Source organism: Haloarchaeobius baliensis, from assembly GCF_052060055.1.
GTDB lineage: Archaea > Halobacteriota > Halobacteria > Halobacteriales > Natrialbaceae > Haloarchaeobius > Haloarchaeobius baliensis.
Window position 1 is genome coordinate 1,098,915 of sequence record NZ_JBPPFR010000002.1, and the last position, 26,020, is coordinate 1,124,934.

General features: G+C 67.6%; 24 protein-coding genes. 6 read left to right on the forward strand and 18 right to left on the reverse strand.

Annotated features, from left to right (window positions below):
• Nucleotides 1-10: 10 nt before the first annotated feature.
• Entirely contained in the window at nt 11-1,222 is a 1,212-nt protein-coding gene (locus ACSG06_RS16425; RefSeq protein ID WP_440991351.1) for a hypothetical protein, read from the reverse strand.
• A gap of 280 nt (nt 1,223-1,502) precedes the next feature.
• Here ACSG06_RS16425 and ACSG06_RS16430 point away from each other — a divergent pair, with 280 nt between their 5' ends.
• A complete protein-coding gene (locus tag ACSG06_RS16430; RefSeq protein WP_440991352.1) occupies nt 1,503-4,778 on the forward strand; it encodes a methyl-accepting chemotaxis protein in 3,276 nt (1,091 codons plus the stop codon).
• Nucleotides 4,779-4,924: 146 nt separating this feature from the next.
• On the opposite strand, the gene ACSG06_RS16435 is transcribed toward ACSG06_RS16430, so the two are convergent.
• From ACSG06_RS16435 to ACSG06_RS16475, 9 genes are all read right to left on the reverse strand, one after another.
• A complete protein-coding gene (locus ACSG06_RS16435) occupies nt 4,925-5,728 on the reverse strand; it encodes a CheR family methyltransferase (RefSeq protein ID WP_440991353.1) in 804 nt (267 codons plus the stop codon).
• Nucleotides 5,725-6,246: a chemotaxis protein CheD gene (locus tag ACSG06_RS16440; RefSeq protein WP_440991354.1), complete on the reverse strand. Its 522-nt coding sequence runs from the start codon at nt 6,244-6,246 to the stop codon at nt 5,725-5,727. The genes ACSG06_RS16435 and ACSG06_RS16440 overlap by 4 nt, the downstream gene beginning before the upstream one ends.
• Complete coding sequence (locus ACSG06_RS16445; RefSeq protein WP_440991355.1) at nt 6,243-7,487, reverse strand: chemotaxis protein CheC; 1,245 nt, start codon at nt 7,485-7,487, stop codon at nt 6,243-6,245. Before ACSG06_RS16445 ends, ACSG06_RS16440 begins: the two co-directional genes overlap by 4 nt.
• The gene (locus ACSG06_RS16450) at nt 7,484-8,089 is read right to left on the reverse strand and encodes a chemotaxis protein CheC (protein ID WP_089733111.1); all 606 of its coding nucleotides are present in this window, start codon (nt 8,087-8,089) and stop codon (nt 7,484-7,486) included. The genes ACSG06_RS16445 and ACSG06_RS16450 overlap by 4 nt, the downstream gene beginning before the upstream one ends.
• A gap of 25 nt (nt 8,090-8,114) precedes the next feature.
• Nucleotides 8,115-11,660 carry a chemotaxis protein CheA gene (locus ACSG06_RS16455; protein ID WP_440991356.1) on the reverse strand — a complete coding sequence of 1,182 codons (3,546 nt, stop codon included), beginning with the start codon at nt 11,658-11,660 and terminating at the stop codon, nt 8,115-8,117.
• Nucleotides 11,653-12,726 (reverse strand): chemotaxis-specific protein-glutamate methyltransferase CheB, encoded by a 1,074-nt coding sequence (gene cheB, locus ACSG06_RS16460; protein WP_440991357.1) that lies wholly within the window; start codon nt 12,724-12,726, stop codon nt 11,653-11,655. The genes ACSG06_RS16455 and cheB overlap by 8 nt, the downstream gene beginning before the upstream one ends.
• Nucleotides 12,723-13,085 carry a chemotaxis protein CheY gene (gene cheY, locus ACSG06_RS16465; protein ID WP_089733104.1) on the reverse strand — a complete coding sequence of 121 codons (363 nt, stop codon included), beginning with the start codon at nt 13,083-13,085 and terminating at the stop codon, nt 12,723-12,725. Before cheY ends, cheB begins: the two co-directional genes overlap by 4 nt.
• A 125-nt stretch (nt 13,086-13,210) precedes the next feature.
• Nucleotides 13,211-13,798 carry a chemotaxis protein CheW gene (locus ACSG06_RS16470; protein ID WP_440991358.1) on the reverse strand — a complete coding sequence of 196 codons (588 nt, stop codon included), beginning with the start codon at nt 13,796-13,798 and terminating at the stop codon, nt 13,211-13,213.
• Between the two features lie 4 nt (nt 13,799-13,802).
• On the reverse strand, nt 13,803-14,702 hold the full coding sequence (locus tag ACSG06_RS16475; protein ID WP_440991359.1) for a prenyltransferase: 900 nt from the start codon (nt 14,700-14,702) through the stop codon (nt 13,803-13,805).
• A 148-nt stretch (nt 14,703-14,850) separates the two neighbouring features.
• Here ACSG06_RS16475 and ACSG06_RS16480 point away from each other — a divergent pair, with 148 nt between their 5' ends.
• From ACSG06_RS16480 to queC, 4 genes are all read left to right on the forward strand, one after another.
• Complete coding sequence (locus ACSG06_RS16480; protein WP_440991360.1) at nt 14,851-15,210, forward strand: ArsR/SmtB family transcription factor; 360 nt, start codon at nt 14,851-14,853, stop codon at nt 15,208-15,210.
• A 97-nt stretch (nt 15,211-15,307) separates the two neighbouring features.
• The gene (locus ACSG06_RS16485) at nt 15,308-15,769 is read left to right on the forward strand and encodes a 6-pyruvoyl trahydropterin synthase family protein (protein WP_440991361.1); all 462 of its coding nucleotides are present in this window, start codon (nt 15,308-15,310) and stop codon (nt 15,767-15,769) included.
• A gap of 1 nt (nt 15,770) precedes the next feature.
• Nucleotides 15,771-16,535, forward strand: coding sequence for a 7-carboxy-7-deazaguanine synthase QueE (locus tag ACSG06_RS16490; protein WP_440991362.1), 765 nt, complete (start codon nt 15,771-15,773; stop codon nt 16,533-16,535).
• Between the two features lie 17 nt (nt 16,536-16,552).
• Entirely contained in the window at nt 16,553-17,317 is a 765-nt protein-coding gene (gene queC / locus ACSG06_RS16495) for a 7-cyano-7-deazaguanine synthase QueC (RefSeq protein ID WP_440991445.1), read from the forward strand.
• 140 nt (nt 17,318-17,457) lie between these two features.
• Here the strand turns inward: queC and ACSG06_RS16500 are convergent, their stop codons facing one another.
• The 6 genes from ACSG06_RS16500 to ACSG06_RS16525 form a co-directional block, all read right to left on the reverse strand.
• Nucleotides 17,458-18,369: a DMT family transporter gene (locus tag ACSG06_RS16500; RefSeq protein ID WP_440991363.1), complete on the reverse strand. Its 912-nt coding sequence runs from the start codon at nt 18,367-18,369 to the stop codon at nt 17,458-17,460.
• Between the two features lie 84 nt (nt 18,370-18,453).
• Entirely contained in the window at nt 18,454-19,011 is a 558-nt protein-coding gene (locus tag ACSG06_RS16505; RefSeq protein WP_440991364.1) for an FAD-dependent oxidoreductase, read from the reverse strand.
• A 64-nt stretch (nt 19,012-19,075) separates the two neighbouring features.
• Nucleotides 19,076-19,558: an SRPBCC family protein gene (locus ACSG06_RS16510; RefSeq protein WP_440991365.1), complete on the reverse strand. Its 483-nt coding sequence runs from the start codon at nt 19,556-19,558 to the stop codon at nt 19,076-19,078.
• Nucleotides 19,559-19,639: 81 nt separating this feature from the next.
• Entirely contained in the window at nt 19,640-20,068 is a 429-nt protein-coding gene (gene lrpA1 / locus ACSG06_RS16515) for an HTH-type transcriptional regulator LrpA1 (RefSeq protein ID WP_440991366.1), read from the reverse strand.
• 103 nt (nt 20,069-20,171) lie between these two features.
• Nucleotides 20,172-21,107, reverse strand: a complete 936-nt coding sequence (locus tag ACSG06_RS16520) for a thiamine pyrophosphate-dependent enzyme (protein WP_440991367.1) — start codon at nt 21,105-21,107, stop codon at nt 20,172-20,174.
• A gap of 3 nt (nt 21,108-21,110) precedes the next feature.
• Nucleotides 21,111-23,021 carry a 2-oxoacid:acceptor oxidoreductase subunit alpha gene (locus tag ACSG06_RS16525; RefSeq protein ID WP_440991368.1) on the reverse strand — a complete coding sequence of 637 codons (1,911 nt, stop codon included), beginning with the start codon at nt 23,019-23,021 and terminating at the stop codon, nt 21,111-21,113.
• A 179-nt stretch (nt 23,022-23,200) separates the two neighbouring features.
• Here ACSG06_RS16525 and ACSG06_RS16530 point away from each other — a divergent pair, with 179 nt between their 5' ends.
• Nucleotides 23,201-23,410: a DUF8149 family protein gene (locus tag ACSG06_RS16530; protein WP_440991369.1), complete on the forward strand. Its 210-nt coding sequence runs from the start codon at nt 23,201-23,203 to the stop codon at nt 23,408-23,410.
• 25 nt (nt 23,411-23,435) lie between these two features.
• Here ACSG06_RS16530 and aroC read toward each other — a convergent pair whose 3' ends face one another.
• The gene (gene aroC / locus ACSG06_RS16535; protein ID WP_440991370.1) at nt 23,436-24,581 is read right to left on the reverse strand and encodes a chorismate synthase; all 1,146 of its coding nucleotides are present in this window, start codon (nt 24,579-24,581) and stop codon (nt 23,436-23,438) included.
• A 199-nt stretch (nt 24,582-24,780) separates the two neighbouring features.
• Nucleotides 24,781-26,019 carry an alkaline phosphatase family protein gene (locus tag ACSG06_RS16540; protein WP_440991371.1) on the reverse strand — a complete coding sequence of 413 codons (1,239 nt, stop codon included), beginning with the start codon at nt 26,017-26,019 and terminating at the stop codon, nt 24,781-24,783.
• Nucleotide 26,020: the final 1 nt, after the last annotated feature.

Sequence of the window (26,020 nt, forward strand, 5' to 3'; positions counted from 1 at the left end):
AGGTCCAGCGTCAGCGCGGTCTCCAGTCACCCTGGAACATCACGCGCAGACCGGCCTCCCGTGCGAGCGCCTCGATGCGCTCTCGTCGTTCGTCCAGCGACCCTCCGGTCCAGAGGTACGCACCGGCGTCGAGCTCGACGTACTCGCCCATCGGCTCGCCGCTCGGATGACGTGGGACCCGGTTCAGGACTGCCTGCCCGCCGTCGTCCGGAACGTAGGGGAGCGACAGTCCGACGTCGAGGTGGTGCTGGTCGAGCAGATAGTCGGCGGCTTCCTTCATCGTCCCGGCGACGGAGGAGCCCCCGACGGCACCGATGGAGGTGCGGTCCTTGAACAGCCGGGCGACGTACTCACCGTCGTCGGTCATGGGAGCGTGGGTCGCGCCGTCGACGTCGTGGTCGTCGTCCGATGATGCCACGTCGGTGGCCTCGTCGTTCGGCCCGTCGATGTCGCTCCCGTTCGCCGTCTCCACCGGCTCGTCCCGTGTCGGCTGCGTGGTGGCTGGCTCGATGGAGGGCGTCTCCGATGCCGGTTCGGTGGTGGCCTCGCCGTCGTCTGCGGTGGCCTCGTTCCGAGGTGCCTCCGGTGCCACGGTCGCGACCACCTCGTCGACGAACGAGTCCGTGACCGTCCTGAGCTCGGCCACGGGAACGGCGGCCGCGTCGTCGCCCGCGAGCGAGCGCAGTTCACCGACGATGGCGTCGATGAGTGCCGTCCGGTGGTCGGCGATAGCCGCGGCCGCAGCCCGTCGCTGGTCGCGTCCGCGAACGTGCTCGCCTGCCCGCTCGGGCGTGAACCGCTCGAGGTCGTCGGCGTGCGACGGCAGCTCGCCGAGCGAGCAGGTGAACCCGTCGTCCCCGTCGGCACGGCGGGCGACGAAGGCGAACCGGCGGCCGTTGGTCAGTATCCCCCACTCGACGCCGGCGGTGCCCATCGCGGACACCAGGGCCTCCACGTCCGCGGGGTCGAACGACGATTCGCAGGCCAGCGTGTCCACGAACACCGCCGGCCGCCCCTCGACGAGCAGCGCGTAGTCGACGACGCGGTCGGCCCCGTCGACGGTGAACGCCGCCTCGACGGCCGGGGAGCGGACGTCCCAGCCGAGGCACTCGAGGAACGGCTCCACGAGTCGCAGCTGTGTGTTCCGGAGGCCGAGTTCGGCGGCGGCAGCGACGGCGCTCTCGGCCCGCTGTACGTACGCTGCCAGTTCGTCCGGCCCCATCGTCCCCGCGTACGTCGGTCACCGGGATGTATGTTACCCATGCAAGATGGTCGACACGACGGGGACTCAGTATTTTTAATCGAGTAATGCAACGGCCACTAATTTAAAGACAGGTAACTCGACCCTCCGCGGTACGGTGTTTTCATCTGTGATAATCTCCGGTAGCGTTTTATCTTCTAGTACCTACCGTATCGCACATATGCTGGGCCCACTCCGTCGACTCGTACCAAAATTTATCCGCAAAAGCTACGCGTTGAAGTTCGGTATCGCGCTTCTTATCATGGGTCTGGCAGTCGGGGCGGTGGGGTTCGTCGCGACCGGTCAGATTACAGAGGAAGTGGAGACGAGCGTCAACGACAGGTTGGCCGACCAGGCACAGCAGGAGGCACGGAACCTCCAGTCCTGGGACGAACGCAACCTGGTGATCACACAGACGACTGCGACGGCACTGGAGGAACCGGTCGGTAGCAACGACCGGTCGGCCGTCGAGTCCGTCTTGAAGGAACGGACGACAGAACTGCAGTTCCAGCGGGGCATCCGCGACATGCACTGGGTGAGCCTCCAGAACAACAACGTGCTCGCGTCCTCGCACGTCGCCTACAACGGGTCCTCGGTCGACGACATCGATACGGCCTGGGCGAGTGCGCTGGCGGGCGGCGGTATGGGGACCGTCCCCGAGAACGGCGCGTACTACAGCGTCTACCAGAACCACGACGACCGGACGGTCGTCGCCTACGCCTACCCCGTGAAGGGGACCAGTGGCTCGCAGGTCATCGTCACGGCGGTGGACGTCAACGACTACGGCCGCACCATCCAGAACAACGAGGGACAGGCGACGATGATCCTGACGAGCGAGAACGAGGTCGCCTTCGCGAACGTCAGCCGTGTCGACTCCGATGGGTTCATCGGCAGCTCGTTCGGTAGCGACGAATCCTTCAGCGGCCGGGGGACGTTCACCACGAGCCAGCCGCCCGAGGCGGTCGCCGCGATGGTCGGCAGCGACTACAGCGGAGACGAGTACGCGGTCAGCTACGCGCAGATTCCCAACCGGGATATGGTGGTGACCATCAGCTCGCCGCAGACCGAGGTGTACGGCTTCGTCAACACGGTGAGCGAGTGGGGTCTCTACGCGACCATCGGTGGGATGGCCATCATCGTCGTGTTCGGGACCATCATCGGTCGGAACACCGCAGCCTCCATCGACCGTCTGACCACGAAGACCGAGCAGATGGAGGAGGGAACGCTGAACGTCGACTTCGAGACGCACCGCATCGACAACATCGGCCGGCTGTACGACGGGTTCGCGTCGATGCGCGACGCCCTCCGCGAGCAGATCCAGGAGGCCCGCGACGCACGCGAGGAGGCCGAGCTCGCCCGTGCCGAGGCGGAGCAGATGAACCGGCACCTGGAGCGCAAGGCCGACGAGTACCGCGGCGTCATGCAGCAGGTGTCCGCGGGCGACATGACCCAGCGGATGAACGCCGAGTCCGAATCGGACGCGATGGCCGACATCGCGACCGAGTTCAACGAGATGATCGGCGAGATCGAAGAGACCGTCGGACAGCTCAAGAACTTCGCGAACGAGGTCGCCACCTCCTCCGAGGAGGTCACGGCCTCCAGCGAGGAGGTCCGGTCCGCCTCCGAGCAGGTCACGGAGTCCATCCAGGAGATTTCCGACGGTGCGGACCGGCAGAACGACAGCCTCCAGCGCGTCAGCCAGGAGATGTCCGGCCTGTCGACCACCATCGAGGAGATTGCGTCCTCCTCCAACGAGGTCGCCGACCTGGCGGAGCGGACCGCCGAGACCGGCCGCGACGGTCGCGACGCCGCACAGGACGCGATCGAACGCATGGCACAGCTCGAACGCGAGAGCGAACAGGTCACCGAGCAGATCGAGCAGCTCGAGACGGAGATGGAGCAGATCGACGAGCTGATCGACTTCATCTCCGAGATCGCAGAGCAGACGAACATGCTCGCGCTGAACGCGAACATCGAGGCCGCGCGCTCCGGCTCCTCCGGCGAGGGGTTCTCCGTCGTCGCACAGGAGGTCAAGGACCTGGCGGAGGAGACGAAGGACGCTGCCGAGGACATCGAGCAGCGCCTCGAGCGCATCCAGTCGACCACCCAGCAGACCGTCGAAGGTGTCGAGGGTGCGTCCGAACAGATCTCCGCGACCACCGACGCCGTCGAGGACACGGTCGACGCACTCGACGAGATTGCGGGCTACGCGGAGGACACCAACACGGGTGTCCAGGAGATCTCGGCGGCGACCGAGGAGCAGGCGGCCTCCACTGAGGAGGTCGTGGCGATGGTCGACGACGCGGCGACCATCTCCGAGGAGACCACGAGCGAGGCGGAGACGGTCGCGGCAGCCGCCGAGGAGCAGACCACCGCACTCACCGAGGTGTCCAAGAGCGCGAGCGACCTCGCCAACCAGGCGTCCCGCCTGAGCGAGGCGCTGGACCGCTTCGACACCGACGTCGACGCCGCGATGGAGTTCGAGGACGGTGCCGAGCTGCTGGCCGACGTGGAGGCCGAGCCCGACGAGCCCGTCGTCACCGACGACGCCGAGGCTGCAGAGGCCGTGATGGAGCTCTCTGACGAGGGCGACATCGACACGATGGACGAGGACGACGGCGGCAGTGGCGGTCTCGGTGCGCCGGCGACGTTCGACGAGGACACCCAGCCGACCGCAGACGCCGGTGCCGAGCCGTTCGAGGACACCGGCGGCTTCGGCGACGACGATGCCCTCGCGGTCGAGGAGGACGTCGACGCCGACGGGCTGGAGCTCGACGATGCGGTCCCGAGCGACGAACCGGCGGCGGACGTGGAGCCGGCCGACGCGGAGCCGGCCGACGCGGACGCCATCGCCGACGAGGTGGTCGACGACGCGACCGAGTCCGAGGCTCCGGTCGACGAGACCGACGCTCCGGTGGACGCCGAGCTCGACGAGGCGGACGACCACGCTGGAGCGGACGAGATCCAGGACTTCGACCCGGACATCGAGTTCGGCGACGGCGAACCCAACGACGCGGGTATCGACGAGGCTGCGTTCGACACGAGCGCGGCGGCACCCGAGATGGACGAGCCGGACGAGCCTGCGGTCGACGCAGACGCCGAAGCCGAACCGGCTGTCGACGAGGAGCCGGCCGAGCCTGGGACGGACGACGGGTTCGCGGCGGAACCGGTCACCGAGGACGAGTCGCCCGCGATGGACGACGACGACCCGGTCGAGGCCGACCCCATCGTCGACGAGGACACGGAGGAGATCGACAAGCAGCTGGACGAGGCGCTCGGCTTCGACGACGGCTCCTTCGACGACCTGGAGGACGAGGGCGAGGAGGAGCCGGAGACAGAGACCAAGGAGGTCCCCGGCGTCGAGAACATCGACTTCGGGAGCGAGACGACCGAGGAGATGCCCGCCGACACCGACGCCCAGACCGAACCGGAGGACGCCGGTGACGAGGAGGGTGGCGAGGACGACGACGATGCCGACACGTCCACCGAGGACGATATGTTCTCGTTCGCACAGACCGAGCCCGAGGACGACGAGTAGACGACCCTCGATTCCCTTTCTTCCGCGCTCGACCCCGTGAGCGGCGGCTCCCCCGCCGAGGTGTCACTGCGAGACTGCCGGGACAGTCGTCACGAGCGTGTCGCCACGGCTATCTGGACGGTCGAGCGACCGGAGAAACGGCTGGTTCACTCGCGCTGGTAGATGCGGAGTCGCCCGTCGAGCACCTCGAACGCCGACTTGAGCTGCGGCGGGATCGTCTCCGCCTTGCCGATGACCAAGTAGCCATCCGGCCGGATCGACTGGGCGATCGTCTTCAGGATGGGCTGTTTGTACTCGTTGTCGATGTAGATGAACAGGTTGCGACAGACGACGAGGTCGAACCCGGACTTCGGACCGTCGTTGATGAGGTCGTGTCTGGCGAAGGTGACCAGCCGCTTCACGCGGTCGGTCACCTCGAAGCGGTTGTCGTCACGGTCGATGTACGCGTGGAAGTTCGAGAGGAAGCCGAGCTGGTCCTCGATGTCGATGGTACGGGTGCTGTGGTAGACGCCGTCCTGCGCGGTCGCGAGCGATTCCTCGTTGATGTCCGTGCCGTACACCCGGAACTTCGACTCGTCGATGCGCGGGTCGTCGAGGATGAGCATCGCCAGCGAGTACGGTTCGCGGCCGTCGGCACAGGCCGCCGACCAGACGTGGACGCGGTTCTGTTCCGCCGACAGCGTCCGCAGCACCGACCGGATACCCTCCCAGACGTCTGGGTTACGGAAGAAGCCGGTGACGTTGATCGAGAGCGCGTCGAGGAGCTCCTGTGCCTCGTCGGGGTTGTCGACGAGTAGCTCGTAGTACTCGTCGTAGTCGGACGTGCCGGTGCGGCGCATCCGCGAGGAGAGCCGCCGCTTGAGGTAGCTGTCGTTGTAATGACTCGTCGCGAACCCGATCTCGTCCTCGATGTACTGTGCGACCCGACTGAAGTCGGAGTCGTCGGTCACAGCTCCGTCACTCCACGGTCGCCGTCGGCGGTTCGAATCTGGAGCGTTCCAGTCCCGACGTCGAACTCGACGGTCCGACCGCGCTGCCCGCCGACGTCCTCACCGACGATTGGGACGCCGAGCTTCCCGAGTTCCTCCTTCGCGGCGGCGACGTTGCGGTTGCCGACGCCGTCGCCGAAGGACTCGAACTCGAACATGTCGCTGCCGCCCGCGATCTTCGCCTCGACGGAGGTGTACGCCGCGCCCTTCTCGACCATCCGGCGGAGCATCGCTCGGATGGCCGTGTCGGCGTACTTGCCGGGCTGGGTGTCCGCGCCGTCGGCGGCGTCGCCGTCGGGCAGCATCACGTGGGCCAGCCCACCGATGCCCGAATCGGGGTCGTACAGCGCGATGGCGAGACACGAGCCCAGCCCGTAGGACTTCAGCGTCTCCGTCGACTCTTTGCCCCTGACTACGAACTCCGAGATACCGACCTGGACCGGCTCGGGTGCACCCGGTTCACTGCCGTACGTCTTCATGCGTTTTCAACTTCGTCGATGGGGAAATCTGCCTTGGTCTGTGCGTCCTCGATCTTCTCGATGTCGAGGTTGTTCAGCGCCCGTTCGAGGTCGGCCTCGTCCGGGATGGCGTAGATCGAGCAGTCGAACTCGCGGTCCTCGGCCTTGATGACCGTGTCGAAGACGAACGCGAAGTCCTGGTTCTCGCCGAGCTGGATGATGACGGGGTCGATGACCGCCGCGCCGTAGTCGTGGATGTACTCCGGCGGCGAGTGGTCGATGGTCGTATCGAGCACGTTCGCCCAGCCGTCGATGAAGCCCGAGGCCATGATGTTCCCGAGCTCCTTGATGGCGCTCTTGCCGAGTTCGCCGAACTCGTCCTCGGGCGGGTTCGGGATGGTCGCCTCGACGACCTCCCGCGCCGACGCCTCGTCGAACAGGAACAGCAGGTAGCCCGACGGCGTGCCGTCGAGCTCGTGGGCGACGCCGACGAGCATCTCGTCGTCGATCTCCTGTGGGATGGCCGCCAGCGAGGCGAACTTCAGCCGCCGGATCTTGACGCTCGTGTCGATGCCGGTGAGCGTCGTGATGTTCGAGGCGACCTCCTTCGCGCCCTGCTGGGCCATCTCGTCGAAGCCGGCGAGCTTGTCGTACTCGATGCCCTTGCTGTCCGGGTCGGTGTGCTTGTCGAGGATGTCGGCCATCGACTCGCGCTCCGGGAACAGGTAGTGCTTGAACCCGATCTCCGTGTCGACCGCCTCGATCTGGCTCTGGAACAGCAGCGCGAGGTCGTCGTCGGTGGGCGCCTCCTCGAGGTCGCCGAGGAACGGCTCGGCCGTCTCGCCCTCGATGAACTCCGGGGTGGAGACGTCGATGGCGGTGCCGAGCACGTCCGCCCAGCCGTCGATGAAGCCGGCGTTCATGATCTGGCCGACCTCGGTCGCGGCCGACCGGCTCATGTCGTCGAACTCGTCGGCCGACGCCTCCTCGACGAGCGCGCTGACGACGCGGAGCGCCGCGTCACGCTCGAACAGGATGAGCGAGTGGCCGTCGAGTCCGCCGGAGAGCTCCACACGGACGCCGACCTTCGGGACGCCGTCCTCGAACTCCGTGCGGATCTCGGAGCCGCGCATGAAGTTGAGCTTGGTGATGCCCACGCGCGTCTCCACGTCGGTCATGCGGGTCAGCCGACCCGCCGCGAGTCCAGCACCCTCTCGCGCCATGTCGTAGAAGGTGCCGAGCGCGGTGATGTCCAGCTTCATGTGGGCCTGGCTTCGATCCCGTTGACCATCTCCACGAACTCCTCCAAGTTCGGGAAGGCGTATATCTCCGCGTCGATGTCGTAGCTCGGGACGGTCAGATTGGAGTCGAAGAACAGCGCGAGGTCCTCGCCGCCGAGGCCCGCGGTCCGTTCGACGATCTCACCGGCCGGTGCGTACACGAGCTGCGGTGTGGCGATGTCGATGGTCCGGCCGAGCACGTCCGCCCAGCCGTCGATGAAGCCCGAGGCCATCATGTTGCCGAGCTCCTCGACCGCGGAGCGGGCCATCTCGCCCGACACCTCGGACATGTCGTCGACCATGTCAGAGAGCATGAGCGCCGTTATCTTGCGGGCGCTCGCCTCCGGGAACAGGATGAGGATGTGCCCGTGCGGGGGCTCCATCAGACGGACACGGACCCCGACGCGCTTGCCGGCGTCCATCTGGGTCTTGATGTCCTGGATGTCGATGAAGTTCGTCTTCGTCACCTCCATCTTGGCATCCTCGCCTGTCAGTTTGCTCATGTTGTCGGCGACCCCGTTGGTGCCGACCTTGGCCATCTCGTTGATGAAACTCAGCTTCCGGATGTCGACCATCAGACTCATAGCTTCCTCCAGTGTTTTCGTCCGTTCATAGTGTCTTCACGTCAAGGATGTTGACTACCTCACCTTCGCCCAGCACTGTCGCACCGCTCAGCCCGGGGATCCCTCCGAGGACGCCCTCGAAGGGCTTCACGACGACCTCCTGCTGCCCGCGAACCTGATCGCAGTGGACCGCCACGGGGCGGACCTCGTCACGGATACGCAACAGCATGCCGTCGCCGTTTCTCGCTCTGCCCGGCGTCTCGAGCGCCTCGTTGAGCCGGACGAGCGGATACGAGCGGTCGCCAGCGCGGACGACCTCCTGGCCGTCCTCGACTGATATCTCCGCAGCGTCGCCGATGTCCTGGATGTCCTTGACCGGGACGCCGAACTCCTCGTCGCCGGAGGTCACGAACATCACGTCGGCGATGGCGACGGTGACCGGAAGCAGCATCCGGATGGTCGTCCCCTCGCCGGGGGTGCTCTCGACGGAGACGGAGCCGTCGAGGTCGTTGACCGTGCTCTTGACGACGTCCATCCCGACCCCACGGCCGGAGACGTCGGTCACCTCCGAGGCCGTCGAGAGGCCGGGGTGGAAGATCAGCTCGTAGGCCTCCTCGTCGGAGCGTTCGGCCGCCTCCTCCTCGGTGAGGACGTCGGCTTCGACGGCCGCCTCGCGGAGTCGGTCCGCGTCGAGCCCGCGACCGTCGTCCTCGACCTCGATGACGACCTGGTCGCGTGCGCGCTCGACCTCGAGGGAGACCTGTCCCGTGCGGGGCTTGTCGGCCGCCTCCCGCTCGTCGGGGTCCTCGATACCGTGGTCGACCGCGTTCCTGACGATGTGGACGAGGGGGTCGCCGATGCGGTCCAGGATGGACCGGTCGACCTCGACGCCCTCGCCGTGCATCTCGAACTCGACGTCCTTGTCCTGCTCGCGGGAGATGTCGCGCACGATGCGCGGCAGCCGGTTCGCGACCATCTGGACCGGCACCAGGCGCACGTCCATGACGGTGTCCTGGAGCTCGCCCGTCAGGTCCTCCAGCTCGTCGAGCTCGTCGTCGAGTTCGGCGGGGTCGGCTCCCTCCTCGGCGGTCCGACGGAGCCGGACGCGGCTGGTGACGAGCCCCTCGACGAGGTTGAGCAGGCGGTCGACCTGCTCGACGTCGACGCGGATGGACTGGATCTCGTCGTCCATCTCGGCGTCGCCGTCCTCGTCCGCGAGCGTCTGTATATCCACGTCGACGTCGAGCGCGGAGACGTCCACGTCGGTCGCCTCGGTCTCGTCGGTCGTGTCGGAACCGCTCTCCGGCTCCGGTGCCGGGTCGAAGCCGTCGGCGCCGTCGACGTCGACGTCGCCGAAGTCACCGTAGCTGCTGGTGCTCGGCTGCGTCGACGCGGCGTCGTCGGCATCGGCGCCGAAGTCGCCGGTCTCGACCTCGGTGGTCGTCTCGGCCTCGGCTTCGGGCTCGTCGAGCTCGAACTGCTGGACCTCGACGCGGTCGAGGTCCTCGTCGTCCGCGGACGTGCCGGCGACGATGTCGTCCGCCGCGTCGGCGGTCGCAGCCTCGTCGAAGCCGTCGTCGTCGACGGCGACGGGTTCGTCGTCGAGCCCGTCCTCGAACTCGTCCTCGAAGGAGTCCGTCTCGAACGAGCCGGCGGGTTCCTCGTCGACGCTCGCGGGAGCATCGGGGTCCGCGGCGTCGAGTTCGAACTCGCTGCCACCGAAGTCGTCGCCGAACCCGCTCGCGTCGTCGAACCCGGTCTCGACCTCGTCGAACGAGCCGGCGCCGAACTCGTCGTCGGACTCCTCGAACCCGGAGCCGGCGGTCGCGGTCTCGTCGCCGGGTTCGGCGGACGCGTCCTCGCCGAAGCTGTCGGCCGTGTCCGCCTCGACTGCCGCGTCGACTTCGGCCTCGATATCGTCGGCGTCAGCTTCGGCCGCTGCGTCGACTTCGGCCTCGATATCGTCGGCATCCGCCTCCGCAGTCGCGTCGACTTCTGCTTCGATATCGTCGGCATCCGCCTCCGCAGCCGCGTCGACTTCTGCTTCGATATCGTCGGCATCCGCCTCCGCAGCCGCGTCGACTTCTGCTTCGATATCGTCGGCATCCGCCTCCGCAGCCGCGTCGCCCCCGGCCTCGACCGCTTCGTCGGTGGTGCTCGGCGCCCCGGTCTCGACCGGGTCGTCCGGTTCGACCGGCGTCTCTGCCTGGCTCTCCTCGAAGCCGGCCACGTCGTCGTCGCTGACGAGGTCGTCGACGGACACCTCGTCCTGGTCGGTCCCGACGGCGGCCTCTGTGTCGCCACCGAAGAAGTCGTCGTCGGACTCCTCGAAGTCCTCGCCGAGGAGCTCGTCGAAGCCGACCTCCTCCTCGTCCGCGTACTCGTCGAACTCGAGCTCGTCGAGCTCGTCCTGGAGCTCGTCGAAGCCGACCGGGTCGACCTCCTGCTTGAGCTCCGCGAACGTCGCGGCCGCGTCGTCGACCTCCTCGTCGGGGTCTTCGACGGGCTCGGCCGGCTCCGCGGCCGGCTCCTCCCCCTCGTCGTCGTCGAAGGAGACGTCGAGGTCGTCCTCGAGGTCCCCGCCGAAGTCGTCGTCGAGGGGGTCCGTGGCCGGCTCCTCCCGGGGCTCGAGGTCGTCCCCGAGGTCGAGGTCGTCGAACGAGCCGGCGTCGCCGAGGTCGTCGAAGCCGGAGACGTCGTCCATCTCCTCGACCATCGCGTCGAGGTCGTCGTACTCGTCGAACTCGGAGAGGAGGTCGTCGACGCTCATATCCTGTGCGGCGTCGGCGTCGATCTCGCTCCCCGGGTCGTCCTCCTCGAACAGGTCGTCGAACTCCTCGTCGCCGGCGTCGTCCGGCTCGAGTCGGGAGGCGTCGTAGGTCTCGGTGACCTCGTTGATGCGGGCCTGTGCGACGGGCTCGACCGGGTCGAGTGCCGCCGAGATGGCCGCCTCGCCGACCGCGCTCCCGAAGACGGCGTCGAAGGTGCCGTCGTAGTCGCCGGCGGCGATGGTCTCACGGTCGGGGACGGTCCCGAGGAGGTCGAACGCGTCTGCGAGCGCATCCACGACGGCGCTCCCGTGCGCGACCGGCCCCGACTCGTCGACGGCCAGGCGGACGTGGAACACATCGTGGCCCTCGTCTGCGAGGTCGTCGGCCGACGCGACCGCCTCCTCGATGGCCCGGTCGTCGGGCTCCCCGATGGTTGGGAGGCCCGTCGCGGCCTCCTGAACCTCGCGGATGGTCTCGATGGTCCCGCTCGGGTCGGTCCGGATCTCGCCGTATGCGCGGACCTCGTCGACCATCGTCTCGAGTTCGTCGACACCCGCGAAGATCTCGTCCATCAGGTCGGGTGTGACCTCGATCTGGCCGGACCGGACGACCTCGAGGAGGTCCTCGATCGCGTGTGCGAGGTTCGAGGCGCGCTCGAAGCCCATCGCACCCGCGTTGCCCTTCAGCGTGTGGGCCATCCGGAAGATGCGGTCCATCGCCGCGTCGTCCGCGGGGTCGCGCTCCAGTTCCAGCAGCGCGTTGTTCAGCTCGGTGATGTTCTCTTCGCTCTCCTGAACGAAGTCTCTCTGGTACTCATCCATGCGTCTGACCCTCCTGGGTGAACGTCGAGCAGATGCCCGCGGCGATCTCGTCCGCCGGGAGCACCTTGTCGACACAGCCCGTCTCTATCGCCTGCTTCGGGATGCCGAACACGGGGCTCGTCTCCTCGTCCTGGGCGATGGTCGTCCCGCCAGCGGCCTTGATGGCCTCGGTGCCGGCGGCGCCATCCTTGCCCATCCCGGTCAGCGTGACGCCACAGAGCGGGTCCTTGACCTTCTCGGCAGCGGTCTCCATCGTCACGTCGATGGACGGTCGGACGCCGTGACGACGGTCGTCATCGGAGAGTCCGATACGCAGCCGGCCTGCGACGTTCGAGGTGACCTCCATGTGGAAGCCACCTCTGGCGATGATCACGTCACCGCCGTCGACCGCCTCGCCGTCGCTCGCCTCACGGACGTCGTACGGGGTGAACCGGTCGAGTCGAGCCGCGAGGCGCTCCGTGAACGACTCGGGCATGTGCTGGACGACAAGTATCTTCGCGTCGAGCGCGAGCGGGAGGTCCCGCACGATGCGCTCGACGAGCTTCGGGCCGCCCGTCGACGCGCCGATGACGACCGTCGGGTGGTCGACGTACTGCCGTGTCGACTCGGGGTCGGCCGCGACCGAACCGCCGGCGCCGGCGACCGCGGTCCGCTTGGCCGCCGCGACCGACGAGATGTCGGCGCGCTCGACTGCCTCGCACTTCTCGACGAGTCGGTCCGAGAGGCTGGCGATGTCCGGTGACACCTCGCCGCTCGGTTTCGTGAGGAAGTCGACGGCACCCTCCGCCAGTGCGTCGAGCGTCGCGTCCGCACCGCTGTCGGTGTGGGCGCTGAGCATCAGAATCGGCGTCGGGTTCGTCGACATGATCTCGCCGACCGCCTCGATCCCGTTCATCCCTGGCATCTGCACGTCCATCGTGACGATGTCGGGCTGGTGCTCTTCGACCGCCTTCACTGCCTGTTTTCCGTCGCTGGCGCTTTCGACCTCGTACCCGTTGTCGGCGAGGATGTTGCCGATGACAGTCCGCATGAACTGCGAATCGTCGACAACGAGCACGCTCGTCATGCAGGTACGACGTCTTTGAGCGCCTTCCGCACGCTCGGTTCCTCGAACGGCTTCGTGACGTAGCCGTCCGCACCGGCCTTGACCGCGAGCTTCATCTTCTCGCGCTGGCCGACGGACGTACACATGATGACCCGTGAGCTCGGGTCCAGCTTCTTGATGGCCGCTGTGGCCTTGATACCGTTGCATTTCGGCATCACGATGTCCATCATCACGATGTCCGGATTTTCCTCTTTGTACAGTTTGACCGCCTCTGCCCCGTTGGACGCCTCTCCGACGATGTCATACTCGTCCTCCAATATCTGCCGGAGGAGGTTCCGCATAAAATGAGAGTCGTCCACGATGAGCACCCCTGTCGACATTCAGTTAGTACACCAAGCCACGTTAGACGTAGCGCGGATATAAATGCTGTTGCCCGGTTATCAGAGTCGAGAACATTAGGTAGGGACACACGAACGGCCAGTAATCGGACGTTTAGTCGTCGGAACTACGCCGTGGCGTCCTGCCCTGACGCCGTGATGAGCCCTTTGATGTCCAGCAGACCGATACGTTCGGTCACGTCCCCATCGTCCATCCGACGGATGACAGCGTTCACGAGCGGGTGCGACGCGTCAGCGGAGTCCGCGTGGTCGCCCGGGACTATCTGTCGGAGTGGGAACACCTCGACGCCGTCGACGCCGTCGACCCGGATACCGACACCCTGCTTGTCTGCGGTACGGTCGAAGACGATGATACGCTGGCGCTCGAACGGTGCGGGGTCCGTGTCGACCCGGAAGTGGACCCGGGGTTCGATGACCGCGGTGATCTCGCCGCGGAGGTCCATGATGCCGTCGATGGCGGGCGAGGTCCGTGGGACGCGGGTCCGCTCGGAGACCTTGACGATGCTCTTGACGGCGTCGACACTGACGGCGAACGGTTTCTCGCCGATGTGGAAGACGACGAATCGCTCCGTCTCCTCGTCCTCCTGCTCGCTGGGGGCGTCGTCGGGGCGCTCGGTCGTCGCGTCGGGATCGAGGTCCTCGGCGTCCGCCTCGACCTCGACGTCGAGGAGTTCGTCGGGCAGGTCCGCAGACATGGTACTATACGCCTAATACCACCGGTGGGTAAAAACGTTGACCCCCGCCGGCGACGACCGGCAGCGTCCACGCGAGCAGCTGGACGACCGCCAGTCCGACCATCGTGGCGACGCTCGGAAACGGTGACCTGACACGGGTGTAGCGGTGACTCGCGACCAGTCCGGCCGGTGCCAGCAGGAGACAGCTCCACCCCACGAGCGGGGGCAGGATACCGACGACCGGCAGCAGCGCGAACAGTCCGAAGGACGTCCCCGTGGTCAGCCAGTGTGCGCGACGGAGCCGAGTGCGCGACCAGCGCGTCGGTAACGTCCGCTTACCGGTCCGTGCGTCGGCCCGTCGGTCGGGCCACTGCGTCGCGAGGAGGTTCGCGAACACGTAGACGGCGAACGGGGCGAACGCGAGCACCGCGACCGCATCGAGCGGGCCCCGGGCGACCGCGACACCGTAGAGCGGGAGGAAAAGCCCGCCGAGCAGGGCGTTCGTGACCTCGCCGAGTCCGCGGGCGACGAGTCGTGGGCCGACGGAGTAGGCCCAGCCGGCCGCCACGACCACGGCGAGCAGCACGAGGCCGGCCGTGGTCACTGCCCCGACGGTGGCGGCGTACCACGTCGTCACGGTCCCGACTGCGAGTGCGGTCAGCGCCGCCCGTAGCGCTGTCTCGGCGGGGAGTCCCGTCTCGACGAGTGCGCCGCTCCCGCCGGAGAACCGCGTCCGCTCGGTGAGCGCGTCCGTCTCCACGTCGGCGTACTCGTTCACGTAGTGGACGCTGGCGGCGAGCGGGACGAGCGCGAGCGCCCCGACCAGCGTCCGCAGTGGCTCGAACGCGCCGCCGCGACTGGTCCCCACTACCACACCGAGTGCGTAGACGACCAGGATCAGGAGAAGCTGTGGTGGGCGTGACATCTTCCACCACGCGAGCGGACGTCCGTGGTCCGGAAACCCCACCATGGCTCCGTGTTGGTGGGTGCAACCGTAATCCTGCCGGTGACGCGAGACCTAACGACTCACTACCACAAGATTCAATCTTGATAATCGGTCTATACTGTTGCAGATGTCTACTGGACGATGGGCTGAACAAGGCACCGGGGTCGACGAGCAGGACCTGCTGGAGGCACTGGGCAACAAGTACAGCGCGGAGATCCTGTGTGCGGCGCAGTCGCCCGCGTCCGCACAGGAGCTCAGCGACGAGATGGGCATCCCGATAGCGACCTGTTACCGCCGCATCGAGGAGCTCGTGGAGGCCGGGCTGCTCGAGTGCGAGGGCCGACAGCTCTCCGAGGAGGGTCGACGGACCAACGTCTATCGCCGCACGCTCGACGAGCTCGCGGTCGACTTCTCCGAGACCGTTCCCTCCTTCTCCTGCAAGGAACGATCGGAGGCGAAGAACCGCATCCAGGACCAGATGGAGTGAGCGGCGGGGCGGCGGGTTCCTCGCGCCATCGGTGGTCAATTCCACGCGGCAGCAGCCCGTTCGGCACATTCAAGTATTCCTCTGAGAATACTCGTGTATGACTGGAGTAGCCCTCGAACGCGACCGAGACGGCGTCGCGCTCGACGACACCGAGCGCACACTGTACGTCGGGCGCGACCGGCCCATCCGTCTCAGTGCCGGCCACCGTCTCCTGCACCACGACGGGAAGTGTTCGCGACCGCACGGGCACAACTACGAGGTCACCGTCCGCCTGACCGGGACGCTCACCGACGAGGGCTGGGTCGTCGACAAGGGTGACGTGACCGACGTGCTCGAGACGTTCGACCACCGGTTCCTGCTGGAGGCGGGCGACCCGCTCGTCGAGGCGTTCGAGTCGACCGGCGACGGCGACGGTGTCGTCGTCCTCGACCACCCCCCGACGGCCGAGGTGATGAGCGCGTACTTCGAGGCCGAACTCGAAGAACACCTCCCCGACACCGTGAGCGACGTGGCGGTGCAGGTCGCCGAGACGTCGGAGCTGTGCGGTGGCGGCTTCTGAGATGCCCGTCAGCAGCGACGTGACACGGCCGGACGACGGCGACGGCGACCTCCCCGTCAACGAGCTGTTCTACTCGCTCCAGGGCGAGGGCGGCCTCGCGGGCGTCCCGAGCGTGTTCGTCCGCACCAGCGGCTGCAACCTGCGATGCTGGTTCTGTGACTCCTATCACACCTCGTGGGAACCCACGCACGCCTGGATGGACGTGGAGGAGGTACTCGAGGCGGTCGGCGAGTACGACCGGGCGGACCACGTCGTCGTGACGGGCGGCGAGCCCCTGCTCCACGAGGCGGTCGTCGACCTGCTCTGCGAGCTCGACGCACGTGGCTACCACACCACCGTCGAGACCAACGGCACCATCCACCGCGACGTGCCCATCGACCTCGCCTCCATCTCCCCGAAACTGTCGAACAGCACGCCGACGCCGGGGCGCGACCCCGCCGGCGAGGGCGAGTGGGCCGAACGCCACGAACGCGACCGTCTCGACCTCGAGGTCCTCTCGCGACTCGTCGCCGACTACGACCACCAGCTGAAGTTCGTCGTCTCGGACGGGGCCGACGTCCGCGAGGTCGAGGCCCTGCTCGCCCGGCTCCGCGACCACGCCTGGGTCCCAATCCACGACGAGGACGTGCTGCTTATGCCCGAGGGCGCGACGCGCGACCGGCTGGCCGAGACTCGCGGTCGCGTCGCCGAACTGGCGATGGAACACGGCTACCGATACACGCCGCGGCTGCACGTGGACCTCTGGAACGACGCCCCCGAGACGTGACCCCCTTCACCGAACACATGACCGACGACAGCAACGACTCGAGCGACGCACAGGACACCGACGAATCGACCGCCGGCGACGAGCAGACCGGCCAGCGGCGCGCCGTGATACTCGCCTCGGGCGGGATGGACTCCGCGACCGCGGCCTCCCTCGCGGCCGACCGGGGCTACGAGCTGTGTCTGTTGCACACGAGCTACGGTCAGAACACCCAGCATCGAGAGTTCGAGTGCGCCGAGTCGCTCTCGACGGAGCTCGACGCGGTCGTGGACTTCCTCCACGTCGAGACCGGTCACCTCCAGGCCATCGGCGGCTCCTCGCTGACCGACGACGGGATGGCGGTCGAGGACGCCGACCTCGACGCCGACGCGGTCCCCTCGTCGTACGTCCCGTTCCGGAACGCGAACCTGCTCTCGATGGCCGTCTCCTACGCCGAGGCCCGCGACTGCGACGCCATCTTCATCGGGGCCCACAGCGAGGACTTCTCGGGCTATCCCGACTGCCGACCGGCGTTCTTCGACGCCTTCCAGACCGTCGTCGACGTGGGCACGAAGCCCGAGACCGACATCACCATCGAGGCCCCGTTCGTCGAGTGGTCGAAGACCGACATCGCCGAGCGCGGCCTCGAACTCGGCGTGCCGTACGAGCTCACCTGGTCGTGCTATCGGGCGGACGAGCCGGCCTGTGGCACCTGCGACGCCTGCGCGTTCCGGCTGCAGGCGTTCCAGCGGCTGGGCGAACGCGACCCCATCGAGTACGAGGAACGGCCCAGCTACGTGGACTGACGTCCCGAGAGCGGGGATTCACTTGCATCACGTGCAACAGTGGTGTGTGTGGGGATGACGGCGGGTCCCGAGCGCCACATGGTCGAGCCGTCCTCCCTGCACCCCCCGACAATCGTCTCCCCGCGTCCCCGACACCCGTCTCACCCCTGGCCATCCTCGTCGCGCTCCCGCGTCCACACCGTGACGCCGATGCCGACGAGTGCGACGACCCCGCCGACGACGGTGAGGACGCCCGGTACCTCGCCGAACAGCGCCAGCGCGAGGAGGGCCGCACCGAGGGGTTCGCCCAGCAACGAGACGCTGACGACGGCCGACTCCACCCGGTCGAGCAGCCAGTTGATGACGGTGTGCCCGAAGATGCCCGGCCCGACGGCCATCGCGAGGAACAGCGCGTACTCCCGCGGCGGGTAGTCGAGCAGGGCGTGCCCCTCGACGAGAACGGTCAGGAACAGCACCACGGTACAGGCCCCGTAGACGACGGTGACGTACGGGAACAGCCGGATACGCTGCCGGAGCGACCGCCCGGCGAGCACGTAGCTTGCGGCCATCGCGGCGGCGACGACGGCGAGCACGTTCCCGAGCAGCGGGTCCGTCGCGGTCGTGCTCTCGCCCGCGTCGAGTCCGATGAGCGCCGCCCCGAAGACGGCGACGACGATGCCCGCGACCGTCCGGCGGGTGACCCTGTCCCGCAGGAACAGCCACGCGCCGACGGCGACGAACAGCGGCTGGGTCTGGACGAGCGTCGCGCTCGCGGCGATGGTCGTCAGGTCGATGCTCGCGAACCACAGTGCGAAGTGCGCGGCGAGGGCCACGCCCGCGACGACCGCCAGCCGCAGGTCCCGCGAGGTGATGCGCCGGAAGTCGCCGGGCGACCGCCGAAGCGCGACGGGCGCGACCAGACAGGTCATGAACAGCACGCGGTAGAACGCCTTCACCGAACTCGGAGCGGCCGACAGCTCGACGAGCGGCGCGCTCGTGCTGACGGCGGCGACGGCGACGGCGAGCCCGACGACCGGGCGGGAGCCGACGTACTCGCGGACTGTGGCCGACACGTCAGGCCATCCGGAGAGCCAGGTCAAGGAGATTCCGGTAGCGGCGACGCGGGAGCCCGGGCTGGACAGCGGTCCCCGGCCGGCCTACTCCGCGTCGGCGGGCGTGTCGAAGTCGTGGAAGTGCTCGCCCTTCTCCTTCGAGAGGATGTTCAGCGCGGCGGCCGCGCCGTCGCCCGCGGAGATGATGGCCTGCCACTCCTCGGCGCGGACCATCGCGCCCGTGGCGTAGCAGTCGCCGACGCTGGTCTCCATCGTCACGTCCACGTCGACCACGTCCTCGTCGGTGAACGCACAGCCAAGGTCCTCGGCGAGGTCCCGCTTCGCGCCGGTCGCGAGGACGACGTAGTCCGCGTCGACCTCGCCGTCCTCTGTCGTCACGGTGAAGCCCTCGCCCGTGTCCGCGACGTCCGTCACCTCGACGCCCTGGTGGCGCTCGACGCCGAACTCGTCGACCTGCTCGCGGGCGTCCTCGACGAACTCGGTGCCGTCCTTCGACTCGATGCCGAGGTAGTTGAACAGGTGCGCCTTGTGCAGCCACGTGCCGTCCGTGTCGTAGACGGTGGTCTCGAGCCCGTTCTTCGCGGTGAACAGTGCGGCGGACAGGCCAGCGGCTCCGCCGCCGACGACTACGACGTGTGTCATACTGTATCAGAAGACGTTCGGGAGGCGGTTAAAGCTACCCGAGGCGGTGAGCTGGGTGGGTCTCTCAGCTCTCCAGGAGCTCCTTCGTGCGCCGGTGGCGGTACCGGAACATCGGCTCGAAGCCGACCCAGCCGAACGGGCCGACGAGGTCGCCGAGCCCGGCGGGCGGGAGCCGGTACTCGACGCGGTCGTCGACGACGGTGCGGTCGCCAGCCGCGTAGAAGCTGTGCGTGTGCTCCCAGTGGGGGAACGGGCCGTCGCGCATCTCGTCCCGGAACAGCGCCGCCCCGGCGTCCTCCTGTCTGTCCGTGATGACGGAGGTCCAGCGCTGGGTCGGCCCGACGCCGAACGGCCGCATCGACATGCAGATCTCCGAGCCGGTCTCCAGCACGTCGGGGTCGGGTTCGCCGTCCGGCCCGCGGACCGACTCGACGCGGAGGTTCGCGAACCCCGGGGTGAGTGCCTCCAGCCCCGAGACGTCGGAGTGGAAGTCCCAGACCGTCCCGAACGGGGCGTCGACGACGGTGCGACGCGAGTAGACAGGCATGCGTACGTGTAGGGAATCCGAGTGCAAAAGGAACCGGGTGGCGGCACCGACGGCCTCAGACCGGGAGCGCTTCGTCGGGCGCTACTTCAGGCGTTCCTGCAGGAACGAGGGGTGCGCGGCGGTGACGCCATCGATGGAGAGGACCTCGTCGTGGATGATGTCGCCGAGTGCGTCGCCGTCGGCCGCGCGCACCTCCGCCATCAGCATGTGGTCACCGCTGGAGGTGTACAGCGACTCCACCGCATCGAGCGCCTTCAGCGCCCGCGTCGCCTCGACGTAGCGCTCCGAGGCGACGTCGATGCCGACCAACGCGATCGTCTGGCTGGAGAGCTTCTTCGGGTCCACGTCTGCGGAGTAGCCGACGATGACGCCGTCCTCCTCGAGCTGGCTGATGTACTTCCGGACGGTCGGCTTCGACACCTCGGCTCGTTCGGCGATCTCGGCGTAGGAGGCCTGCGCGTCTTCCTCCAGCACAGAGAGGATACGGTCGGCCGTCGATTCGGTGCTCATACAGTAGAGTTTGCGTCGGCGGAAAAATAAGTTATGAATCCGAAAACCGGACGGATGGTTCGCAAAGTCGCCACGCAGAGACGGCGAGAACCGGGCGACTGGACTACTTGTGGCGCTCGAGCAGGTCGTAGCTCCGCTCCCACTCGTAGTCGTCGTCGAAGTACCGCTCGACGAGCGGCTCCTCCGGCATCTCGCCGATGGCCTGCTTCTCCTGCTGGTAGGACGGGCTCTCGTCGTCGACGTAGTAGCGACCGGTGAGCACCTCGCCCTCGTAGAGCTTGTTCTCCGTCTCGAACATCATCCGGGCGGCCTCCTCCCGGTCGTTGATGTCGTGCTCGTAGTCGTCGGAGTCCTGGATGTCGATGTACGGGACGTACTGCTTGGCGTCCTTGTTCCAGGTCGGACACTGGGTGAGGAAGTCGATGTGCGCGAAGCCGTCGTACTCGATGGCCTCCTTGATGATCTCCTTGGCCTGGTTCGGGTTGACGGCGGCCGTGCGGGCGACGTAGCCGGCGCCGGCGTTCAGCGACATCGACAGCGGGCGGAGCGGCGTCTTGGCGCTGCCCGACGGCTGCGTCTTCGACTTGTGGCCCTTCGGGGAGGTGGGCGAGGTCTGGCCCTTCGTCAGGCCGAAGACCTCGTTGTTGAACACGATGTAGGTCATGTCGTGGTTCTCCCGGGCGGTGTGCATGAAGTGGTTCCCGCCGATGCCGTAGCCGTCACCGTCGCCGCCGGCGGCGACGACCTCCAGCTCCGGGTTGGCCAGCTTCGCGGCCCGGGCGACGGGCAGCGAACGGCCGTGGATTGTGTGGAAGCCGTAGCTGTCGAGGTAGCTGTTCAGTTTGCCGGAACAGCCGATGCCGGTGACGGTCAGGACCTCCTCCGGGTTCCGGCCGACCTCGGGCAGTGCCTGCTTCAGCGCCTTCAGGACGCCGAAGTCACCACAGCCCGGACACCAGGTCGGCTGGGGCTCGTTGCCGGGGGTGAACTCGTCCCGGTCGATCTCTCGCTCTTCTCCGATCGCGTTGAATGCACTCATGGTCTAATCACCTGCTGCTGGTTCGAACCGCACCTGTGCTGTCGGTTCCTGGGAGTCGCCACCGAGGCGGATCTCGAAGCCCTCGACGATTTCGCCGGGCTCGAACGGGTTCCCGTTGTACTTGAGCATCGAGGTGAGCTTCGGCCCGAACCGACCGAGCTCCTTCTGGAGCAGGCCGCGGAACTGCGCCGACGCGTTCATCTCGACGACGAGCGCCTCGTCGACGCTCTCCAGGAACTCGGTCATCTCGTCCTCGGGGAACGGCATCATGTCGGAGACGCCGATGCCCTTGACGGAGTGACCGCCGTCGTTGAGGCGCTCGACGGCCTCCTCGACGGTGCCCTGCTGGGAGCCCCAGGTGATGATACCGAGGTCCGCAGCGTCGTCGCCGAAGTACGTCTGCTGGGAGTCGTGCTCCTCGTCGAGCTCCGTGCGGATGGACTCTATCTTGCGCGTCCGGCGGTCCATCTGGAGGACGCGGTTGTCCGGGTCCTCGGCGATGTGGCCCGACGGCCAGTGCTCGTTCCCCGACGCGAGGTAGCGGCCGCCCTTCTGTCCCGGCAGGGAGCGCGGGCTGACGCCGTTCTCGGTCTCCTCGGGGTCGCTCTGGAAGCGCATGAACTTGCCCGCGGCCTCGTGGGCGGCGTCCTCCAGCTCCGCCTCCGTGAGCGTCGAGCCGAGCGACGGGTTCGGCTCGCGGTCGAAGAAGCTCTCGTCGACGTTCTTGTTCTCGCCGGAGAGCTTCTGGTCGTAGATGACGATGGTCGGAATCTGGTACTCGTAGGCGATGTGGAACGCCATCCGGGTCTGGTCGTACGCCTCCTCGATGTTGCCCGGCGCGAAGACGACGCGCTGGGAGTCACCCTGGGAGGTGTAGAGGACGTGCTCGAGGTCGGCCTGCTCGGGCTTCGTCGGCATCCCGGTCGACGGACCGGCCCGCATGGACTCGACGAGCACGAGCGGCGTCTCGGTCATCTCGGCGAGGCCGAGCGGCTCGGACATCAGTGCGAAGCCGCCGCCCGACGAGCCGGACATCGCCTTCGCGCCGGCGTGACTCGCACCGACGGCGAGTGCGGCCGCCGCGATCTCGTCCTCGACCTGCTCGGAGATACCGCCCATGTGCGGCAGGTTCTGGGACATGATGGTGAACACGTCGGTCCACGGCGTCATCGGGTAGCCGGCGATGAACCGGCAGCCCTCGTCGATGGCGCCGTAGGCGATGGCGTTCGAGCCGGAGACGAGCACCTGTTCCTCGTCGTGCTCGCCGGTGGGGGCACGCACGTCGTGCTCGAACTCGTACTCCTCGTTGGCCATCTCGTAGGCCTCGCGAAGGATGGAGAGGTTGGCCTCGAGGACGTCGCCGGACATCGCGTCGGTCATCAGGTCCTCGATGTGGTCGAGGTCCATCTCCAGCAGCGCGGCGGTGACGCCGACGCCGGCCGTGTTCCGCATGACCTCGCGGCCGTGCTCCTTGGCCATCCCGCGGAGGTCGATGGGGAAGACGTGCCAGTCGTTCTCCTCGGCACGCTCCTCGAGGTTCAGCTCGGCCACGTCGTCCTCCTCCAGCAGCCCGGAGTCGTAGACGATGACCCCGCCCTCGCGGAGTTCGTCGAGGTTCTCCGAGAGCGGTTTGATCTCCTCGTCGCCGTAGACGGCCTCCTCCTTCGGGTTCCGGGCGAACGAGTCGCCCAGCGCGAGCAGGAAGTTGTAGCCGTCACCGCGGGACTGTACCTCGTGCCCTGCGGCCCGAATCTCCACGTACGTGTGGCCGCCACGGATTCGAGATGGGTAGTGGCGGTGTGTGAAGATGTCGAGCCCCGACCGCATCAGGGCCTTCGCGAAGTTCTGGCTCGTCGAGTCGATTCCGTCTCCGGAACCGCCTGCGATCCGCCAGATAAGTTCGTCATCAGTCATGCTCAGTAATCACGGCCCCCTGTAAGGCCAGTGTATTAGGGGATTGGATGGAGTTGGACTAAAGCCTTTGCTATACATTAGCATGGATTAATCGTGACAGACCGACGGCACCGCCGTCGACGGCCCGAGCGGACCGTCGAACCGCACGAATTTTAATCCGGAACAGCGTCGATTCGGACATGACGAACGACGACGACGAGCTCCCGGACATCCCGGTCGTCTGCGAGGACTGTGACACCCGGACCGCCGTTCCCTTCGCGGAGGTCGAGGACGCGGTCGCCCGGCACAACGACCAGCTCCACGACGGCGAGCCGGGCGCACAGGTCGATCCAGACGTGCTCGACCAGCTGAACGACCTCGTCGCGAAGGATATGGGCCTCCTCGACTGAGCCACTCTCCTCCGGCCTCGGGCCGCTACTCGGGCTGGCTCGGGTGGTAGTCCGTGTCGTACTCCCCGGGCTGGCCGTCCAGCCGGTCCGGGTTGATGCGACCACCGAGGAGCATGAAGTCGAGGATGGTGCAGGCGAGCATCGCCTCGACGACGGGCACCGCACGCGGTGGCAGCACGGGGTCGTGCCGCCCGATGACCTGCACCTGCTTCTCCTCGCCGGTCTCCCAGTCGACCGTGGTCTGCTCCTTCGGAATCGACGTCGGAGCGTGCCACGTTATCTCGCCGTAGATTGGCTCGCCGGTCGTGATGCCGCCCTGCAGCCCCCCGTGGTCGTTGCCGACCGGGACGGGGTCGCCGTCCTCGTCGAACTCCCAGTCCTCGTTGCGGTCGATGCCGGCGACCTCGCGGGCCTCCTTCCCGAGTCCGAACTCGAAGGCGGTCGTCGCCGGGATGGACATGAACGCCTGGCCGAGCCGCGACGGCACGCCGTCGAACCGCGGCGCACCGAGCCCGCGCGGAACGCCGCGCGTCTCGAAGTAGACGCTGCCGCCGATGGAGTCGCCCGCCTCCTGGTACTCGTCGATCAGGTCCCGCATCTCCGCGGCCGTTTCTGGGTGTGCACAGCGCACCTCGTTCTCCTCGGTGTGTTCGCCCAGCTCCTCCCACGACACCTCCGGGGCCTCGATGTCGCCGATCTGGTTGACGTGCGCCCGGACCTCGACGTCCTCGGTCGCGAGGATCTTCTTCGCGACGGCACCGGCCGCGACCCAGTTCACCGTCTCGCGGGCCGACGAGCGGCCGCCACCGCCCCAGTTCCGGGTGCCGAACTTCGCGGAGTAGGTGAAGTCGCCGTGGCTCGGGCGCGGGGCCGTGATGAACGGCTCGTACTTGCCCGACCGCGCGTCCTTGTTCTCGATGACCATCCCGATGGGCGTCCCGGTGGTGTAGCCGTCCTGCACGCCGGACTTGATGGAGACGGCGTCCGGCTCGCCGCGGCTCGTGGTGATGTGGGACTGACCCGGCTTGCGTCGGTCCAGCTCCGCCTGTACGTCGGACTCCTCGAGTTCGAGACCGGCGGGGCAGCCCGAGACTGTCACGCCCATGGCCTCCCCGTGGCTCTCCCCGAACGTGGTCATCTGGAACAGACGACCGAAGCGATTGCCGTTCATGTCCCCGTCTCGGTGACGTGGGGATTTAGGTGTTCTAGACCGCGCCAGAACTGACCGTTGAAGTAGGATACCGGGACCAGACCGGACGTGACCTGACCGGCACCCCTGCGCGTCCAGCGGTCGTGCGACGCACCGCGCAGGGAAGAAGCGAGCGTCGCCTGTCAGCCCCCAGGACCTGCCCGGGGTCACGAGAACGGCGTCAGGAGAACTCGGACAGTCGAACCGCCGCGACCGCCGTCAGCATCTCCTCTGGATGCAGCCCCCCGTGCATCCCGACGAGCGACAGCTCCTCGGCCTCGTGGTCGCCCCACCACGCCCCCAGTTCGCGGTGAGTCAGCGTCACGTCACCCATCCGACGCAGGAACGTCTCCGACGGCTCCACGTCGCCGAACAGCTCCTGCTCCAGCACCTCGTGCTGGGGGAGGACGCGCGCGTCGAGCGACGCGGACAGTCTGTCGGCCGTGGCGTCAACACGCCCCCGTTGCAAGTGAAGCTGGACGTTGCGCGGGCTGCCCGCGAAGCGGATGGGCTCGCCCTCCCCGTCGCGCTCCAGCGCGTCGACCAGCTCCGCATCCGCGTCGAGGTTCACGTTGCGTTCGGGATCCGTGTCGACGTGCCCGTGGTCGGCCGTCACCAGCAAGAGCGTCTCCTCGCGCGTCGCGTCGTCGAGCCCGGCGAGCGACCGCTCCAGCACGTCGAACACCTCTGCGACGGTGTCGCGGTAGGCGTCCGAGCGCGTCCCCGTTCGATGTCCTTCGTGGTCGACGTGTGGGACGTAGCAGAAGCAGTACGAGCGACCGTCGGCGGCGTCGAGCGCGGCCCGGAGCCGCGCTGGCAGCTCGTCCAGCGCACCGTAGGTGTGCGCCGTCGCCCCCTCGTACGTCTCGTCGAAGGGAACGACGTGGTGTGCTTCGACGCCCTGCTCGGCCAGCGCCGGGTAGATCGCGTCGGCGTCGAACACCTCGTCCTCGTCGAGTCCAGTGGGTGCTGCGCCGTCCTTGGTCAGGAACGGGAGCGCCTCGAACGTCTCTCCGAACGCCGGGTCGTGGACGTTCCAGCCGACGACGCCGTGCTCGGCGGGCAGCGCACCCGTGTGGAACGTCGTGATGGCCGCGGCGGTCTCGCTCGGGTAGACGGAGGTGAGCGGCGTCACCCGCGCCGCGTCGCTGAGCCGGTCGAGGAAGGCGTGGTGCCCGCGCTCGCGACGCCACTGCGTCCAGCCGAAGCCGTCGACGAGCACGACGAGCACCGTCTCGATGCCGTCTGTATCGATGCTGTCGAAGGTGTCCGCCGGGAGCGAGCGGCCGGCGTCGGCATCCAGCACCGACGCGACCGACCCCGGCAGGTTGGCGAAGCAGTAGCCATCGTAGTCGGGAGAGAGGTAGCCGTCGTCCTCGAACCCGTCACGGAGCGACGCGGCGACATCCGTCCGAAGCATA